This window comes from Pseudomonas sp. GW821-FHT02B10 (assembly GCF_059421865.1).
Genome location: NZ_JBWKVU010000015.1, coordinates 102,546 through 118,540, shown reverse-complemented (window position 1 = coordinate 118,540; position 15,995 = coordinate 102,546). Strand labels below are relative to the sequence as shown.

The 15,995-nt window shown below is 66.5% G+C and carries 16 protein-coding genes; 9 read left to right on the top strand and 7 right to left on the bottom strand.

Annotated elements, in window-relative coordinates; translation table 11 throughout:
• Nucleotides 1–36: 36 nt before the first annotated feature.
• Complete coding sequence (locus AC07VU_RS26440; protein WP_053260490.1) at nucleotides 37–1,356, bottom strand: Nramp family divalent metal transporter; 1,320 nt, start codon at nucleotides 1,354–1,356, stop codon at nucleotides 37–39.
• Nucleotides 1,357–1,610: 254 nt separating this feature from the next.
• On the opposite strand from AC07VU_RS26440, the gene AC07VU_RS26435 reads away from it, so the two are divergent.
• The 3 genes from AC07VU_RS26435 to AC07VU_RS26425 all read left to right on the top strand — a co-directional run bounded on the left by AC07VU_RS26435 (nucleotide 1,611) and on the right by AC07VU_RS26425 (nucleotide 4,078).
• Nucleotides 1,611–2,387: an AraC family transcriptional regulator gene (locus tag AC07VU_RS26435; protein WP_150050081.1), complete on the top strand. Its 777-nt coding sequence runs from the start codon at nucleotides 1,611–1,613 to the stop codon at nucleotides 2,385–2,387.
• Nucleotides 2,388–2,447: 60 nt separating this feature from the next.
• Nucleotides 2,448–3,377, top strand: coding sequence for an aromatic amino acid exporter YddG (gene yddG / locus AC07VU_RS26430; RefSeq protein ID WP_495030780.1), 930 nt, complete (start codon nucleotides 2,448–2,450; stop codon nucleotides 3,375–3,377).
• A gap of 125 nt (nucleotides 3,378–3,502) precedes the next feature.
• Nucleotides 3,503–4,078, top strand: a complete 576-nt coding sequence (locus AC07VU_RS26425; protein ID WP_097138983.1) for a DcrB/PsbP domain-containing protein — start codon at nucleotides 3,503–3,505, stop codon at nucleotides 4,076–4,078.
• A 36-nt stretch (nucleotides 4,079–4,114) separates the two neighbouring features.
• On the opposite strand, the gene AC07VU_RS26420 is transcribed toward AC07VU_RS26425, so the two are convergent.
• From AC07VU_RS26420 to AC07VU_RS26395, 6 genes are all read right to left on the bottom strand, one after another.
• A complete protein-coding gene (locus AC07VU_RS26420) occupies nucleotides 4,115–4,831 on the bottom strand; it encodes an alpha/beta hydrolase (RefSeq protein ID WP_495030779.1) in 717 nt (238 codons plus the stop codon).
• Between the two features lie 129 nt (nucleotides 4,832–4,960).
• Nucleotides 4,961–6,073 carry a succinylglutamate desuccinylase/aspartoacylase family protein gene (locus tag AC07VU_RS26415; RefSeq protein WP_495030778.1) on the bottom strand — a complete coding sequence of 371 codons (1,113 nt, stop codon included), beginning with the start codon at nucleotides 6,071–6,073 and terminating at the stop codon, nucleotides 4,961–4,963.
• Between the two features lie 295 nt (nucleotides 6,074–6,368).
• Nucleotides 6,369–7,148, bottom strand: a complete 780-nt coding sequence (locus AC07VU_RS26410) for an ABC transporter substrate-binding protein (protein ID WP_495030777.1) — start codon at nucleotides 7,146–7,148, stop codon at nucleotides 6,369–6,371.
• A 304-nt stretch (nucleotides 7,149–7,452) separates the two neighbouring features.
• Entirely contained in the window at nucleotides 7,453–8,217 is a 765-nt protein-coding gene (cobF, locus tag AC07VU_RS26405; RefSeq protein WP_495030776.1) for a precorrin-6A synthase (deacetylating), read from the bottom strand.
• A gap of 179 nt (nucleotides 8,218–8,396) precedes the next feature.
• Entirely contained in the window at nucleotides 8,397–8,960 is a 564-nt protein-coding gene (locus AC07VU_RS26400) for a histidine phosphatase family protein (protein WP_495030775.1), read from the bottom strand.
• A 94-nt stretch (nucleotides 8,961–9,054) separates the two neighbouring features.
• A complete protein-coding gene (locus AC07VU_RS26395) occupies nucleotides 9,055–9,618 on the bottom strand; it encodes a DUF4865 family protein (protein WP_274306299.1) in 564 nt (187 codons plus the stop codon).
• A gap of 94 nt (nucleotides 9,619–9,712) precedes the next feature.
• On the opposite strand from AC07VU_RS26395, the gene AC07VU_RS26390 reads away from it, so the two are divergent.
• The 6 genes from AC07VU_RS26390 (at nucleotide 9,713) to AC07VU_RS26365 (ending at nucleotide 15,867) form a co-directional block, all read left to right on the top strand.
• Complete coding sequence (locus AC07VU_RS26390; protein WP_007932587.1) at nucleotides 9,713–10,579, top strand: LysR family transcriptional regulator; 867 nt, start codon at nucleotides 9,713–9,715, stop codon at nucleotides 10,577–10,579.
• A gap of 169 nt (nucleotides 10,580–10,748) precedes the next feature.
• Nucleotides 10,749–11,603, top strand: coding sequence for a MurR/RpiR family transcriptional regulator (locus AC07VU_RS26385; RefSeq protein WP_007932586.1), 855 nt, complete (start codon nucleotides 10,749–10,751; stop codon nucleotides 11,601–11,603).
• A gap of 2 nt (nucleotides 11,604–11,605) precedes the next feature.
• Nucleotides 11,606–12,250, top strand: coding sequence for a cysteine hydrolase family protein (locus AC07VU_RS26380; RefSeq protein WP_274306297.1), 645 nt, complete (start codon nucleotides 11,606–11,608; stop codon nucleotides 12,248–12,250).
• On the top strand, nucleotides 12,247–13,593 hold the full coding sequence (locus AC07VU_RS26375; protein WP_495030774.1) for a type I glutamate--ammonia ligase: 1,347 nt from the start codon (nucleotides 12,247–12,249) through the stop codon (nucleotides 13,591–13,593). The genes AC07VU_RS26380 and AC07VU_RS26375 overlap by 4 nt, the downstream gene beginning before the upstream one ends.
• Nucleotides 13,577–14,329, top strand: coding sequence for an N-formylglutamate amidohydrolase (locus AC07VU_RS26370; protein ID WP_007932583.1), 753 nt, complete (start codon nucleotides 13,577–13,579; stop codon nucleotides 14,327–14,329). Before AC07VU_RS26375 ends, AC07VU_RS26370 begins: the two co-directional genes overlap by 17 nt.
• Nucleotides 14,330–14,523: 194 nt before the next feature.
• Nucleotides 14,524–15,867: an APC family permease gene (locus AC07VU_RS26365; RefSeq protein WP_495030773.1), complete on the top strand. Its 1,344-nt coding sequence runs from the start codon at nucleotides 14,524–14,526 to the stop codon at nucleotides 15,865–15,867.
• The last annotated feature ends 128 nt before the right edge of the window (nucleotides 15,868–15,995 follow it).

Below are 15,995 nucleotides of genomic sequence, written 5' to 3'. Positions count from 1 at the left end.
CTACAGAAGCAGGAGCGGGCCGGCCAATCCTTCGGCTCACACCACCAACTGCGCAATCAGCCAGGCATTGGCGCCGCTGATAACGGCGAACAGGCTCCAGGCGAGGATGCGGGTCGGCCAGCGGTTGACGAACACGCCCATCAACCGCGGGTCGCTGGTCATGCGGATCAGCGGGTAGAGGGCGAACGGCAGTTGCAGGCTGAGCACCACCTGGCTCAGCACCAGCAGTTGGCCGACCGCGCCGTCGCCCATCAGCCACACGCCGACGAACGCCGGCACCAGCGCCAGGCCGCGGGTGATCAGGCGCCTCTGCCAGCACGGCAGGCGCAGGTTCAGGTAGCCCTCCATGATCACCTGGCCGGCGATGGTGCCGGTGAAGGTCGAGCTCTGCCCCGAGGCCAGCAAGGCCACGCCGAACAGCACGCTGGCCAGCGCCCCGCCCACCAGCGGATCGAGCAGGTGATAGGCGTCCTGCAACTCCACCACCTCGGTGTGCCCGGTGCCGTGGAAGGCCGCGGCGGCGAGGATCAGGATCGCCGCGTTGACCAGCAGCGCCAGGGCCAGGGAGCCGATGGTATCGATGCGCGCCAGCTTGATCGCATCCCGCCGGCTGGCCTCGTCCCGGCCCACCAGGCGGGTCTGCACGATGGAGGTGTGCAGGTACAGGTTATGCGGCATCACGGTGGCGCCGAGGATGCCGATCGCCAGGTACAGCGGCGCGGCTTCACTGATTGCCGCCAGCGACGGCGTGAAGCCCCGCGCCACGTCCGGCCAGTAGGGCTTGATCAACAGCAACTCGACGAAAAAGCACAGGCCGATGGTGCCCACCAGCACCAGCATGATCGCCTCCAGGCGGCGGAAGCCGCGGTTCTGCAGGGCGAGAATCAACAGGGTGTCGAAGGCGGTGATGACAATCCCGGTGGTCAGCGAAACGCCGAGCAACAGGTGGAACGCCAGGGCGCACCCCAGGACCTCGGCCAGGTCGGTGGCGATGATCGACACCTCCGCCAGCAGCCACTGGGTGCGCGCCGTGCGGGTGCTGTAGCGTTGCCGGCAAAGCTGCGCCAGGTCGCGCCCGGTGGCGATGCCCAGGCGCGAACACAGGCACTGCACGGCCATGCCCGCAAGGCTCGCCAGCAGCACCACGAACAGCAGGTTGTAGCCATAGCGCGAACCGGCCTCGATGGCGGTGGCCCAGTTGCCCGGGTCCATGTAGCCGATGGAAATCAGCAGGCCGGGGCCGGCGAAGCGCAGGATGCGCTTGAACAGTGGTGCCTTGGGATCGACGACGATGGTGCCGGCGACTTCCGGCGGGCAAAAGGGGGCGGTACCGACTTTGGGGAGAGTGAATTTCACGCGGGCATCCGGAAGGCTGGAACGGTGGCCCAGCTTAGACGTTTCAGCGAACCGGCCCAAGCCTTGATAGCGCCCTGCCCCGGCCTTTTGCAGCCTGCCTCTGTAGGAGCGAAGCTGGCTCGCGATAGCGGCATATCAGTCACCACCACAGATGAGCCGCCCCCTTTTCCCAAACCACCCTGCACCGACCGGCCGCTCCTACAGCGCCCGTATTTTCAGGCATGATGCGGGGCAGCCATCCGCGGAGCAGCGCCATGAACACTCCAGCCCAACCCACTGTCGCCCTGGCGATGCGTTCGTATTCCGGGCAGGTCGAGCTGCACCATCACGATTTTCCGCAGATCGTGCTGCCGCAGTCGGGGGCGATGGAAATCGAGGTGGACGGCCGTGGCGGCAAGGTCGATGCCAGCCAGGGCGTGGTGATTGCGCCGGGAGCCCGGCATAGCTTCCTGGCCGAGCGCCGTAACACCTTTCTGGTGCTCGACCTGGATAGCCCCGGCAACGAGGCGCCTCTGGCCGATAGCCGCTTCTTCGCCATCGACCCGCAGATCCGCCACCTGCTCGGCTATGCCAGCCACAGCGGCGCGTTGCTCAGCTCCTCCAGCCCGGTCGCCAGCGCCTGGAGCGCCCTGCTGCTGGCCTGCCTGGCCCGCCCGACGCCAAGCGCGCCGCAACGCCAGACGCTGGTGCGGGCCCTGACCTACATCGAGCAGCACCTGGGCAGCCCGCTGAGCGCCCGCGCCATCGCCCAGGCCGCGGGGGTCAGCGAGCGCAGCCTGTACCTGCTGTTCGAGCGGGACATGCACAGCACGCCTTTCGCCTACATTTCGACCCTGCGCCTGGACCGCGCCATCGACCTGCTCGGCCGTACCCTGCTGCCCATCAGCGAGATCGCCCAGCGGGTCGGCTACGCCGATCAGAGTGCCCTGACCCACGCCTTGAAGAAGGCGCGCAACCAGACCCCGGCCGCCCTGCGCAAGGCCGCTCGCGACGCCCAGGCGCAGGCTGCGACAAGAGTTCGGCAGGCCTGATCAATACCGCCGTCGCGGCGGCTTCTATGCTGGCCACACCGCCCTTGCCTCGGTGTGTCTATGACCGCAATCCACTCAACCCGCCTTGCCCCCTCCCGCAGCGGCGCCGCCACCGCCATCGGCGTGATCGCGGTGTTCCTCTGGTCATGCCTGGCGCTGCTGACCACCCTCACCGCCGGCATTCCCCCCTTCCAGTTGCTAGCCCTGAGCTTTGCCGTGGCCTGCGGCGCCAGCCTGGTATTGCTCGGCTTGCGGGGGCGCGCCGGTTTTCGTGGCTGGCGCCAGCCCTGGCCGGTCTGGGCCCTGGGGTTCGGCGGGATCTTTGCCTACCACGCGCTGTATTTCTTCGCCCTGAAAGCCGCGCCGGCCGCCGAGGCCAGCCTGATCGCCTACCTCTGGCCGTTGCTGATCGTGTTACTGGCGGCCCGGGCCGGCGGCGAACCGCTGCGCGGCCGGCAACTGACCGGTGCCTTGCTGGGGCTGGCCGGCACCGCGTTCATCATGCAGCAGCGCGCTTCCAGCCAGGTCGGCGCGATGCCGGTGGCGGGTTACCTGGCGGCGTTCGGCTGCGCCCTGGTGTGGTCCGGCTACTCGGTGCTCAACCGCCGTTTCAGCAGCGTGCCCAGCAGCCTGATCGGCGGCATCTGCGGGCTGGTGGCGCTGGCCGGGCTGCTCTGCCACCTGATGTTCGAAAGCGCGGTGCAACCGGACCTCAAGCAATGGCTGGCGATCCTCGGCCTGGGGCTGGGCCCGGTCGGCCTGGCCTTCTTCGCCTGGGACCACGCCACCAAACACGGCAACCTGGCCACGCTCGGCGCGCTGTCGTACCTGGCGCCGTTGATCTCCACCCTGCTGCTGATCGTCATCGGGCAAAGCCCGGCCAGTGCATGGCTGCTGGTGCCGGCGCTGCTGATCATCGCCGGGGCGGTGCTGGCGACTTCGGGGGCCCGTTCTGCCCAGGGCGATGAGCAAAAACTGTCACACCGATAAGCGCCGCGAAGGCCGCTCCCGCGCCCTTTTATCCGAAATTTCGCGCCACCGCATATCCCGCTGGAGTGCCCCGCGACAGCCGTGGGAAGATGCGCGCCCCAACGCGCTCACTCTGGAGAATCTGCATGTCCCTGTTCGGTAAACACGCCGCGGTCCTGGTCCTGGCGGCGCTGGCCGGCTTCAGTGCCCTGGAGGTGTCCGCGGCCCAGCCGACGAACAACAAGGCCAAGGTCGAGACCGTCTCGATGCTCGGCGGCAAGTTCAAGTTCAGCCTGCCCAAGGGTTTCATCGCCAACCCGCTGCCGGCCGGCGACGAAGCCAGCGGCACCGCCGGCGCCACCGGCACTATGTACACCAACGCCAGCACCAAGACCGTGGTCATCGCCGCGCAGAACCTGATCCCCGATGCGGTGCAGGCCAAGGACAACGACGCACAGTTCCTCGACAGCGCGGTGTCGGGTTTCCTCTCGCAACAGGCGGCGGCCCTGCCGGACTTCAGCAAGCAGAGCGAAAAAAGCATGACCCGCGGCGGCCTCGGCCTGCGCCAGATCGACAGCACCGCGACCCAGGGCGGCGGCATGACCCAGAGCTCCACCCTGCTGGCCGGCTCGGGTAACCGCATGGCGGTGGTGCAGGTGATTTCGCGGATCGGCGACAAGACCAATCACGACAAGCTGGTCAGCCAGATCGTCGGCAAGTAAGCGCAGCGGCACAGCGGCCGCGGCGGGTTCACGGCTTCAAGGGTTGAGGCTGAGCAACCAGCGGTTCAGGTCCTGGAGCTCGGTGTCGCTGATGGTATGGCCGATGCCCGGGTAGGCATGGAATTGCGGAGCCAGGCCCAGGCCGCGCAACAGGCTGTCGGCGTCGGAGCCGTCGCTGTAAGGCAGGCGCATGTCCGCGGTGCCATGGGCGATGAAGATCGCCAGCCGCTCCAGGCCCGCGCCGCTCTTGAGCTGCGAGCGCAGCACCGGCAGGATCTTCCCGCTCAGGGCGGCGATCCCGCGGACCGCCTGGGGATGGCGCAGGCCCAGCTCGTAGGCCATGATCGCGCCCTGGCTGAAGCCCACCAGGAACACTCGGTCGGCGCGGGTGTGGTACTTGGCGAGCGCCTGCCGCACGAACTCGTCGATCAGCTTGGCACTGTCGGCCAGCTCGGCGGTCACGCCGTCGTAAGCGCCTTCGCCCTGCTTGTGAAACCACTGGTAACTGCCCTCTTCCACGGTCTGCGGTGCCCGTACCGAGAGGTAGGTGTAATCCGCCGGCAACCCATCCTTGAGGCCGAACAGGTCCTCTTCGTTGCTGCCGTAGCCATGGAGAAAAATCACCAAAGGCCGGTCGCGGGAATCGGCCGGGGCCTGTTCCAGGTAGAGCAGCGGCAGGTCGTCGTGCAGCACCGTCTGCGCCTGGGCAGTGGCGCAAACACTTAGCAGCAACAGGGCCAGGAACTTGAACATGGGACGTCCTTGCGGGTGAGAGGGGCTCGCGGTCACCAAGGGCAAAAGCGTTGCCTGATGGTCTGGCCGCGGAGCGGCCATCGCGAGCCAGCTCGCTCCTACAGTGAAGAGCAGTGAGGAGCGGTTCGCTCAATCGTTGGTCAGCTTGCCGCTACGGATCGGCTCGCGGCCGGCGACCTTGGCCTGCCAGATGCCCGGCTCGGTGTAGCGGCTGCGGTCCAGGGCAAACAGCACGCCACTGGTGGCGGCGCGTACCACGCTGACGATGTCGTTCAGCGGGTCGACCACCTCGAAGATCGCATCGCCCTGCTCCACCCATTCGCCAGCCTCGCGCAGGAAGCTGACCACCCCATGGTGCGGGGCGAACAGGTATTGGGTGCCTTCGAACGGCATGCCCTCGCAGCAGGCATCCGGGGTCGCCGGCCATTGGCCGTCGATAAACCCCTGCTCGGCGAGAAAACCGAGGATCGCTTCACAATTGGCCTGGGCCTGTTCGACCCGGGTGTCGCCCATGCTGCCCAGCTCCAGGGTGGTGGCGAGGTTGGCCGGGGGAATCGCCGCCCGCGGGAAGTCGCGGGCCAGGCGCAGCCACGGCGTGGAGCAGGATTCGTCGAACGAGCTGCCGCCGGAGTCTTCGCAGAGCAGCGCCACCCCGGCCTTCAGCCGCGCGGCCAGGGATTGCCAGCGTGGCCAGTGCTGGGGCAGTGCGTAGAGGTGGATCGCCGCTTCGAAATCACAGTGCAGGTCGAGGGTGATCTCGGCGTCGCAGGCATGGCGCAGCAGCAGGCGTTGCAGGGCCTGGAGTTGCGAGGTCGGGGCCGGCAGAGCGTCGAGGACGTCGCCCATGGTCTGGCGGATCAAGGCGACGTTGGCCGCCGCATCGCTGCCCAGGCGGTCACCGATCAGGTCGCCCACCGGGCCGCTGAGTTCGACGAAGGCACGGTTGAAGTTCTTCCCGCTGCCGCTTTCGAAACGTCCCAGGTGGCTGCTTTGCAGGTGCTGGTCGAGGCCGATGGGGTTGGCCACCGGCACCAGCTCGATCACGCCCTTGAGTTGCCCCTGGGCTTCCAGTTCGCTCAGGCGTTTTTTCAGTTCCCAGGCGGTGCGCATGCCCGGCAATTCGTCGGCGTGCAGGCTGGCCTGGATATAGACCTTGCGGCTGCCGCCGCCAAAACGGAACACGCTGAGCTGGCGCTGGGTGCCCAGGTGGCTCCAGGGCAGGGAATGGTCGATGCGTTGCATGAAGGGCTCCGGAAGAAAAATGGAGTTCGGCGGGGGCCGTAGCCTGAGGCATTTGCGCGGCCGTGAAAAGGTCGTCGTCCGCTGCCGGGTGGCGCGGGCTTCTGTAGCCGCTGCCGCAGGCTGCGATAAGGCCGAAGGCCTTCAGCGATCTCAAGGTCCCTGCGCCCCCTGCGGGGTCGATCGCAGCCTCGCGGGCTCGGCAGCGGCTACAGGAGTGCCCCATCGCACGGGGTAAATAGCACTCATGAAAAAGGCGGCCCCGGTAAACGGTAGCCGCCTTTTTCAGCCCGGCGAATTACTCGCCGTAGACGTCGAACTTGAAGTACTTGTCCTGCACGGCCTTGTACTTGCCGTTGGCGCGGATCTCAGTAATGGCGGTGTTGAACTTCTCGGCCAGGGCGGTATCGCCCTTGCGCACGGCGATGCCGGCGCCACCACCGAAGTACTTCGGATCGTTGTACTCGGGACCGACGAAGGCGAAGCCCTTGCCGGCGTCGGTTTTCAGGAAGCCGTCGTCGAGGTTGACCGAGTCGGCCAGCAGCGCGTCGATGCGACCGGACACCATGTCCAGGTTGGCTTCCTGCTGGGAGCCGTAACGCACCAGGTTGATCCCGGCCGGCACCAGCACCTCGGTGGCGAAACGGTCATGGGTACTGGCGCGCAGCACCCCGACTTTCTTGCCCTTGAGCTCGGTCAGCGGGTCCTTGACCTCGGTGCCTTCCTTCATCACGAAGCGGGCCGGGGTGTGGTAGTACTTGATGGTGAAGTCGACGTTTTTCTTGCGATCGTCAGTGATGGTCATGGACGACAGGATGGCGTCGATCTTGCGCACTTTCAGCGCCGGGATCAGGCCGTCGAATTCCTGCTCGACCCAGGTGCATTTGACGTTCATCTGCTCGCACAGCGCGTCGCCGATATCCACGTCGAAACCGATGAGCTTGCCGTCGGGGGTTTTCATCGAGAATGGCGGGTAGCCGGCTTCGATACCGATGCGGATCGGCTTGGCATCGTCAGCCACGGCGTTCAGGGACAGCATGGACAGTGCCAGGGCACCGAACAGTACAAGCTTCTTCATTTATAACTCCCGTAGACGGAGGCTCTTATTGGCAGAAAGGTTCGATTGGGGGAAATCGAAGTGGCCAGCAGTCTAGAGCGGCGCCCGGGAGGCAAATTGTGTTTATGCGACAAATACTTATATAAAATCCACACCTGCATTCAGGCGTCGGGCAAGCCGCCCTGCTGCCGCCGTCGGCGTATCGCGAACGGTTCGGACGTGGGGAGAAGGTGGTCGCCGAGTGATGGGCCGGGCGGGAGAACGTCATCGCGGGCAAGTCGGATCGCCGCCCGCTCGCTCCTGCAGAAGCAGCTTCCCGCTTTCCTCAATCCTCGGGCTTGCGCAGCAGGTAGGTGTCCATGATCCAGCCATTGGCCTGCCGCGCCGCCTTGCGCACTTGCTGGATCTGCCCCGCGACCTCCTTGAGCCGGCCGGCGATCAGGATTTCCTCCGGCGTGCCGAGGTAGGCGCCCCAGTAGATCTCCAGGTCCTGGTCCACCACCTGGCGATAGGAGTCCTCGGCGTCGAGCATCACCACCAGGCTGTCGGCATCGCTCACCTGCCCCGCCGCCAGTCGCCGGCCGGTGGTGATCTCCACCGAGCGGCCAATACGGTTCAACGGCACCTTGTGCTGCGCCGCCAGGGCCTGGACGCTGGTGATGCCGGGGATCACCTCGAACTCGAACGCGCAGCGGCCGCTGGCCAGGATCGCCTGCAGGATGCGAATGGTGCTGTCGTACAGCGCCGGATCGCCCCAGGCCAGGAAAGCCCCGGTTTCGCCGTCCGTCAGTTCCTCGTCGATCAGCCGCTCGAAAGTGCGCTGCTTGTCGCGGTTCAGCTCGGCGACGCTGGCCTGGTAATCCACCTCGGCGCCGCGCAGCCGCTCCGGGCTTTGCGCTTCGACAAAACGGTAGCCGGGCCGCTCGATGTAGCGCTCGCAGATTTCCCGGCGCAGGTCGATCAGCGCGTCCTTGCTCTGGCCCTTGTCCATCAGGAAGAACACGTCGGTGCGATTGAGCGCCTTGACCGCCTGCAGGGTGATGTAGTCGGGGTTGCCGGCGCCGATGCCGATGATCAGGAGGGTTTTCACGTGGGGCAGGTCTCGATGGCGAATCGGAAATGGAGTATGGCCGGGTTGTCGCGGCGCGTCACAAAGCGGCCGCCGGGCGGCCTATCGCGAGCAAGCTCGCTCCTACAATGATTTGCGCCACCCCTGTAGGAGCGAGCTTGCTCGCGAAAAAATCCCCAGGCCACGCCGAGCCAAGCCCGCTAATCGCGCTGGTCCAGGCGCAAGCGCCAGCGCCCGTTGAAGCGCAGTTCGACCTGGGCCAGCGGCTCGACATCGATGGCATTGAAACTGGCCAGCGGGCACTGCATGACGTGCACCAGCGCCGCGCGGATGACCAGCGGATGGGTCACCGCCAGCACATGCCCGGGCTGCTCGCACAGCGACGCCAGCCACGCCGCGACCCGCTCGCACAGCTGCGCCACCGACTCGCCGCCATGGGGCGCCAACTGGCTGTCTGCCAGCCAGGCTTGCACGGCCTCGGGCTGCTCGCGCTGCAGAGAGCCAATGGACAGGCCCTGCCAGCGTCCCATGTCACAGTCGCGCAACGCTGCCACCGTCTCCACGGCGGTGCCATACAGGGCGGCGGTCTGCCGCGCCCGTTGCTCAGGAGCACTGAGCAGCCGCGGCGCACCCTTGAACACGCCGGCCCGCGAGCCCGCAAGCGCCTGCCAGTCCATCTCCAGCGGTTCGTCCAGCGGGAAACGCGCCAGCTTCTGGGCGACGGTCCGGGCATGGCAGATCAGGGTCAAGCGGGTGGCCGGCACGGGAAATCTCTCGACGTTGAATGGACGCAGCGGGCAATGTGGCTGCGTTTGTATCATGGGCCGCCGAGGGATTCCCAACTTGTCGCAGCCGAACCTAGGCGCTGGCGATCCCCGGCCGGGCCAGGTACAGCACCTCATAGCGTTCGGCGCCACGCGCGCTGTCGGGCGCGCTGGCCGACAGGGTGAAGCGCACCAGCTCCCAGGCCGGCAGGTCGAGGGCGACGAACACGGCGAAGGTGTCCGGGTCATCGGCTAGCCGCTGGTTGTGTTCGACCTGCTCGGCCAGCAACCTGGCGCGATCCACCAGCGGATCGATCGCCAGCGCCTCGCGATAGAGCGTCCGTGCCTGGTTGGCGCGCCCGCGACGCCAGTCCAGGGGCAACCAGGACTCGATGTGCGGGCGGCCGAAGGAGTCGATCACGCTGTCGAAACCGCTGCCCATGAGAAACCGGGCGGCGCCCGCCGGGTCGACCCAGAGGTAGATCGAGGCGTACAGGTTATGCCGCGCGCCATGCACGCCCCGCTCCTGCCCGGCGAAGACCTTGAACAGCAGCCCGTCGACCTCGTCCCACAAGGGCCCGCGATCCGCGGCGCGGTGGCGGATCACGCCCATGTCGTAATCGGCGGGCAAGCGGTGTGAATACTGTTTGGCCAACATGGCGGTGCTCCTGTGCTTGAGGGTGTGACCAGCTTGCGCAGGGCCAGCCATTACAAAAAGATATCGGCACATATATCTGCGATAAGCATTCGATATGAGCGAACCCGTCAAGCCGCTGGACATCGACACCGTGCACGCCTTCGTGCTGATCGCCGACTTCGGCAGTTTCACCCGCGCCGCCCAGGCGCTGGACACCTCCCAGGCCGCCATCAGCCTCAAGCTCAAGCGCCTGGAGGAACGCCTCGGCTATCGCCTGCTGGAGCGCACGCCCCGGCATGTGCGCCTGACGCCGGTCGGCGAGCAGTTCATGCAGGCCGCCCGCGACCTGCTGCGCGCCCATGAGCGGGCCCTGGGCGACATGCAGGCGGCGCCGGCGCGACGGCTGATCATCGGCATCAGCGACCACGTGGCCGGCGCGGAACTGCCGCACCTGCTGAGCCGCATCGCCGCCTACGATCCGCTGCTGATCATCGAGGTGCGCATCGCCTCCTCCCGGGACCTGACGGCGGCCTTCGACCGCGAGGAACTGGACGCGGTCATCGTGCGCAACGAAGGCGCGCGCCAGGACGGCGAAGTGCTGGTGGCCGAGCGCTTCGGCTGGTTCGCCGCGCCGGCCTGGCAGCAGGCGCCGGGCACCCCGCTGCGGCTGGCAACCATGGCCGCGCCCTGTGGCGTGCGGCATGTCGCCGTGCGTGTGCTGGACGACGCCGGCATTGCCTGGACCGAAGTCTTTATCGGCGGCGGCGTGATGGCCGTGTGCGCCGCGGTCAGCGCCGGGCTCGGGGTCGCGGCGCTGGCCCATCGGGTGGCGCCGGCCGGCGCGGTGGAAGTCGGTGAACGCCTCGGGCTGCCGGTGCTGCCGGTCAGTGAGATCATCTTGCTTGCGCGGCCCACCGACGCCCGCTCCGAGGAAACCCTGCGCGCCCTCAGTGCCGCCTTTCGCGGCACCCTGCCGCGCTGACGGCGCGCCCCAAAAAACCTCGAACACCCGATAAACCCGGGCTTTCACGCCCCCTTTTGGCGCATTTCAGGGCGCCTTTATTTTTCACTGGACATGTAGCGTAAATTACATAAATACTGTTTTCACTTTCAGTGAAACAAAAACGACATCCACTTGCGAAGGCGTTTTTATGCCGTCTCTCAGAGACCAGATCACCGACCCGGCCCTCGACCTCACGCCTTCGGAGCGCAAGGTCATCCGTGCCCTGCTCGACCATTACCCGCGCAACGGCCTGGGGCCCATGTCGCGGCTGGCCGAACACGCCGGCGTCAGCGACCCGACCATCGTGCGGCTGGTGAAAAAACTCGGTTTCGGCGGTTATGCGCAGTTCCAGGAAGCGCTGCTCAGCGACATGGACGCTCGCCTGCGCTCGCCCAGCACCCTGTTGCAACCGCGGGCCCAGGTGCCCCGGGACGATGCCTGGAGCCATTACCTGCAAGGCAGCCTGCGCAGCCTGGAACAGACCCAGGCCCTGACCCAGCCCGAAGACGTGCGCATCCTGGTCGACTGGCTGCTGGACAGCCGGCACGCGCTGTACTGCTACGGCGGGCGCTTCAGCAACTTTCTCGCCAGCTACCTGCTCAATCACCTGCGCCTGATGCGCCCCGGCTGCGTGGCCCTGGACGACAACGCGCAACTGCCCGACCGCCTGTATGACGTGCAGCGCCAGGACATCGTCCTGCTGTTCGACTACCGCCGCTACCAGAGCCAGGCCCTGCGCGTGGCCAGTGCGGCCAAGGCGCGGCACGCGCGGGTGGTGCTGTTCACCGACATCTACGCCTCGCCCCTGCGGGAGCTGGCGGACCTGATCATCAGTGCCCCGGTGGAGTCGGCCTCAGCCTTCGACACCCTGGTGCCGGCGCTGGCCCAGGTCGAGGCGCTGGTCGCCAGCCTGACCCTGCGCAGCACCGACCTGGACCGACGCCTGGAGGGCATCGACGCCCTGCGCAACGAATTCGCCACTCACCTGCTGGAGGACAAATAAGGATGGTCTGCCTTCCCCACCAATCGCCTCGCGACCTGCCATTCACTCTCGATCGCACCGCCCTGCTGCTGGTGGACATGCAGCGGGCCTGGCTCGAGCCGCAGCTGGATCCACATTTGCAGGTGCCGGACGCCGAGTACTTCCTCAAGCGCACCCGCGAGCAGGTGATCCCCAACCAGCAGAAGCTCCTGGCGGCCATGCGCGGCGCCCGGCAGAACGTGCTGCACACCATTATCGAAAGCCTGACCGCCGATGGCCGCGACCGCTCGCTGGACCACAAGCTGTCGGACATGCACCTGCCCAAGGGCAGCCCGCAGGCGGCGATCATCGATCCGCTCGCGGCGCGGGAGAACGAAATCGTCCTGCCCAAGACCTCCTCCGGGGTCTTCAACTCGACCAACATCGACTACGTGCTGCGCAACCTGCAGACCCGCCACCTGATCGTCGCCGGCATCGTCACCGACCAGTGCGTCGACATGGCGGTGCGCGACGCCGCCGACCGCGGTTACCTGGTGACCCTGGTGGAAGACGCCTGCGCCACCTACACCGATGCCCGGCACCAGGCCTGCCTGAACGCGATCAAGGGCTACTGCTGGATCACCGACACCCAGACCGTGCTCGACCGCCTGCGGGAGATGCAGGCATGAGCCGCAACAGCGAGCCGTTGCGGCCGGTGGCCATGACCACCCTGCTCACCACCGACCTGATCGGCGTCAGCCGTGGCCGCTCGTTCCCCAGCGACGAACTGGACAGCTACACCAGCGCCGGCTGCGGCTGGGTGCCGGCCAACAGCGCGCTGACCCCGCAGGACATCATTGCCGAACCCAACCCCTGGGGCGCCCGTGGCGACCTGCGGCTGATCCCCGACCTGGCCAGCCGAGTCCAGGTCGGCAACGGCCCGGACGCCAGCGCCTCGCCGCTGGACTTCATCCACGCCGACATCTGCGAGACCGACGGCCAGCCCTGGGCCGCCTGCCCGCGCACCCTGCTGCGCAACGAGGTGCAGCGCTACGCCAGCGAGCTGGGGCTGCAGGTCACCGCCGCCTTCGAGCACGAATTCAACCTGCGCGGCGCCACCGCGCAACCGGAGCGCCTGGCCTTCTCCCTGCAGGCCCAGCGCCAGGGCGCGGACTTCGGCGGCTGGCTGCTCAGCGCCTTGCGCGCCGCGGGCGTCGAGCCGGAAATGTTCCTGCCCGAATACGGCAAGCACCAATATGAAATCACCTGCCGCCCGACCCAGGGCGTGGCCGCCGCCGACCGCGCGGTGAACGTGCGCGAGATCACCCGCGAGATCGCCCGGCAACTCGGCCATGGCCTGAGCTTCGCGCCCAAGACCGCGGAGCACGCAGTGTGCAATGGCGTGCACCTGCACCTGAGCCTGCAGGACCTGGACGGCGCGCCGGTGCTGTACGACCCACAGAGCACCAATGGCCTGTCGTACCTCGGCGAGTGCTGGGCCGCCGGGGTGCTCAAGTACCTGCCGGCGCTCTGCGCCTTTACCGCACCGACGCCGATTTCCTACGCGCGCTTGCAGCCCCATCACTGGAGCGCCTCCTACGCCTGCCTGGGCCAGCGCAACCGCGAAGCCTCGCTGCGCATCTGCCCCACCGTGAGCCTCGGCGGCAAGCCGGTGGCGCCGCAGTACAACCTGGAATTTCGCGCGCTGGACGCCACCGCCTCGCCGCACCTGGCCATGGCCGCGGTGCTGATCGCCGGGCGCCTGGGCATCGAACAGAAGTTGCCACTGCGCGCCGTGACCGACGAAGTGCCGGACGAACTGAGCGCACAGCAGCGCCAGGACCGCGGCATCGTCGCCCTTCCAGCTTCGTTGCCGCAGGCGCTGGACTGCCTGCGCAACTGTCCGGAACTGCTGCAAGCACTGCCAGCCCCGCTGCTGGACACCTATTTCGCCGTCAAACACAAGGAAGTAGAACTGACCGAGCACCTGACCCCTGCCCAACTCTGTGAGCACTATGCACACCTGTACTGAAACCGCTGAACTGGGGCTGTACACCCAACCGGCCTACCGGCTGCTGCGGGAAGATTCCGCGCACCCGCTGATCCTCGTCTGCGAACACGCCAGCCGTTATATCCCGGCGGCGCTCAACGACCTCGGCCTGGACCCGGAAGCGGCGCGTGAACACATCGCCTGGGACCCCGGCGCCCTGGAGCTGGCGCAAAGCCTGTCGCAGACCCTCGGCGCCACCCTGCTGACGGCCAATTATTCGCGGCTGCTGATCGACCTCAACCGCCCGTGCCAGGCCCACGACAGCATTCCGTTGCAGAGCGAGATCTACCAGATCCCGGGCAACCAGCACCTCGACGAAGCCACCCGCGAGTACCGCCGCAAGCAGCTGTTCAGGCCCTTTCATGCACGCCTGAGCGGGCTGATCGACGCACGCCTGGCCGCGGGCCGGCCGGTGCGGGTGGTGGGCATCCACAGTTTTACCCCGCTGTACTACGGCCAGCGCCGCACGCTGGAGATGGGCGTGCTGTTCGACCGCGCCGAGGGTTATGCCCGGCGCCTGCTGGAAGGCATGTCGGTCCACGACGTGAAGATCGCCGGCAACGAGCCGTACAAGATCGACGCCCTGGGCGACATGACCGTGCCGGCCCACGGCGATGCCCGCGGGCTGGATTCGGTATTGATCGAGGTGCGCAACGACCTGCTGCGCACCCCGCAGGCCATACAGTGCTGGACGGATTATCTGGCGCCGCTGTTGTAAAAAAAGCTGTACATCAGGATGGAGCTGTCGTTGTAAAAAAGCTGTTTGCTGTACCGGTACAACAACTATAAAAAACCGCCGTGGCGTGTCTTTAAACCTGCCAGGTTCAAATACATTGCTTGCCTCTGCAGGTCGTCCTTCGACCTCAGCGACAGGCTCCCGCCCCCCCTTTGGCTGACAAGGAGAACCTCTTCATGGAGATTGAAGAATTCGGCTACAAACAGGAACTCAAGCGCGGCCTGACGCTGCGCGACCTGGTGGTCTACGGGATGATTTTCATGATCCCCATCGCCCCGTTCGGGGTCTACGGCTATGTGAACCAGGAAGCACCGGGCATGGTGCCGCTGGCCTACATCATCGGCATGCTGGCGATGCTCTTCACCGCCCTCAGCTACGGCAGCATGGCCCGCGCCTTTCCCATCGCCGGCTCGGTCTATTCCTACGCCCAGCGCGGGCTCAACCCCCATGTCGGCTTCATCGCCGGCTGGCTGATGCTGCTCGACTACCTGCTGATTCCGCCGTTGCTGTACGTCTACGCGGCCATGGCGCTGAACCACCTGTACCCGGACATTCCCAAGGTCGGCTTCATCCTCGCGTTCCTGGTCAGCGCCACCTTCGTCAACCTGCGCGGCATCACCTTCACCGCGCGGATGAACATCGTGTTCCTCCTGGCGCAACTGGTGGTGCTGGGGATCTTCCTGCTCTACGCCTGGAATGCCCTGCACGGTGGCGCCGGTAACGGCCAACTGACCCTGGCACCGCTGTACAGCCCGGAGAATTTCCACTTCGGCATGCTGATGCAGGGCGTGTCGATCGCCGTGCTGTCGTTCCTCGGTTTCGATGCCATTTCCACCCTGGCCGAAGAGATCAAGAGCGAGCCGGGCAAGAGCGTCGGCCGCGCCGCGCTGATCACCCTGCTGGTGATGGGCGCGATCTTTGTGGTGCAGACCTGGATCGCCACCGACCTGGCCGCCGGCATGGGCTTCAAGTCGGCGGACACCGCCTTCTACGAGATCGCCGAAATCGCCGGCGGCAGCTGGCTGGCGACCCTGACCGCGGTGGCCACCGCGCTGGCCTGGGGCGTGGCGGTGGCCATCACCTCGCAAGCGGCCGTGTCGCGCCTGCTGTTCGGCATGGCCCGCGACGGCAAGCTGCCGAAAATCCTGGCCAAGGTCCATCCCAGGCACAACACGCCACACGTCAGCATCTACCTGGTGGCCGTGCTGTCGCTGCTGATCTGCTACCTGTTCATCAACTCGGTGGACACCCTCACCTCCCTGGTGAACTTCGGCGCCCTCAGCGGTTTCATGCTGTTGCACCTGACCGTGATCAATCACTACTGGCGTCGCAACCAGTCGGCCCAGGTACTGCGGCATCTGATTTGTCCGGTGATCGGCTTTCTAATTGTCTGCGCGATCATGTACAACATGGGGGTCGATGCGCAGAAACTCGGTTGCATCTGGATCGCCATCGGCCTGGTCTACCTGTTTTTCCTCAACAAGCTGGGCGCCAATACGGCGCTGGCCGATCCACTTTAATCAACACCCCCGGCCGCCGCGGCACCATGAAGGTGCTCCGGCGAATCCGAGTGGGCGCCGACAGGTGCCTGCGTGCCACCGTCCGCCCATGCGGGCAGTGGCAGTAATGCGTGGAAACCGACAGTGAT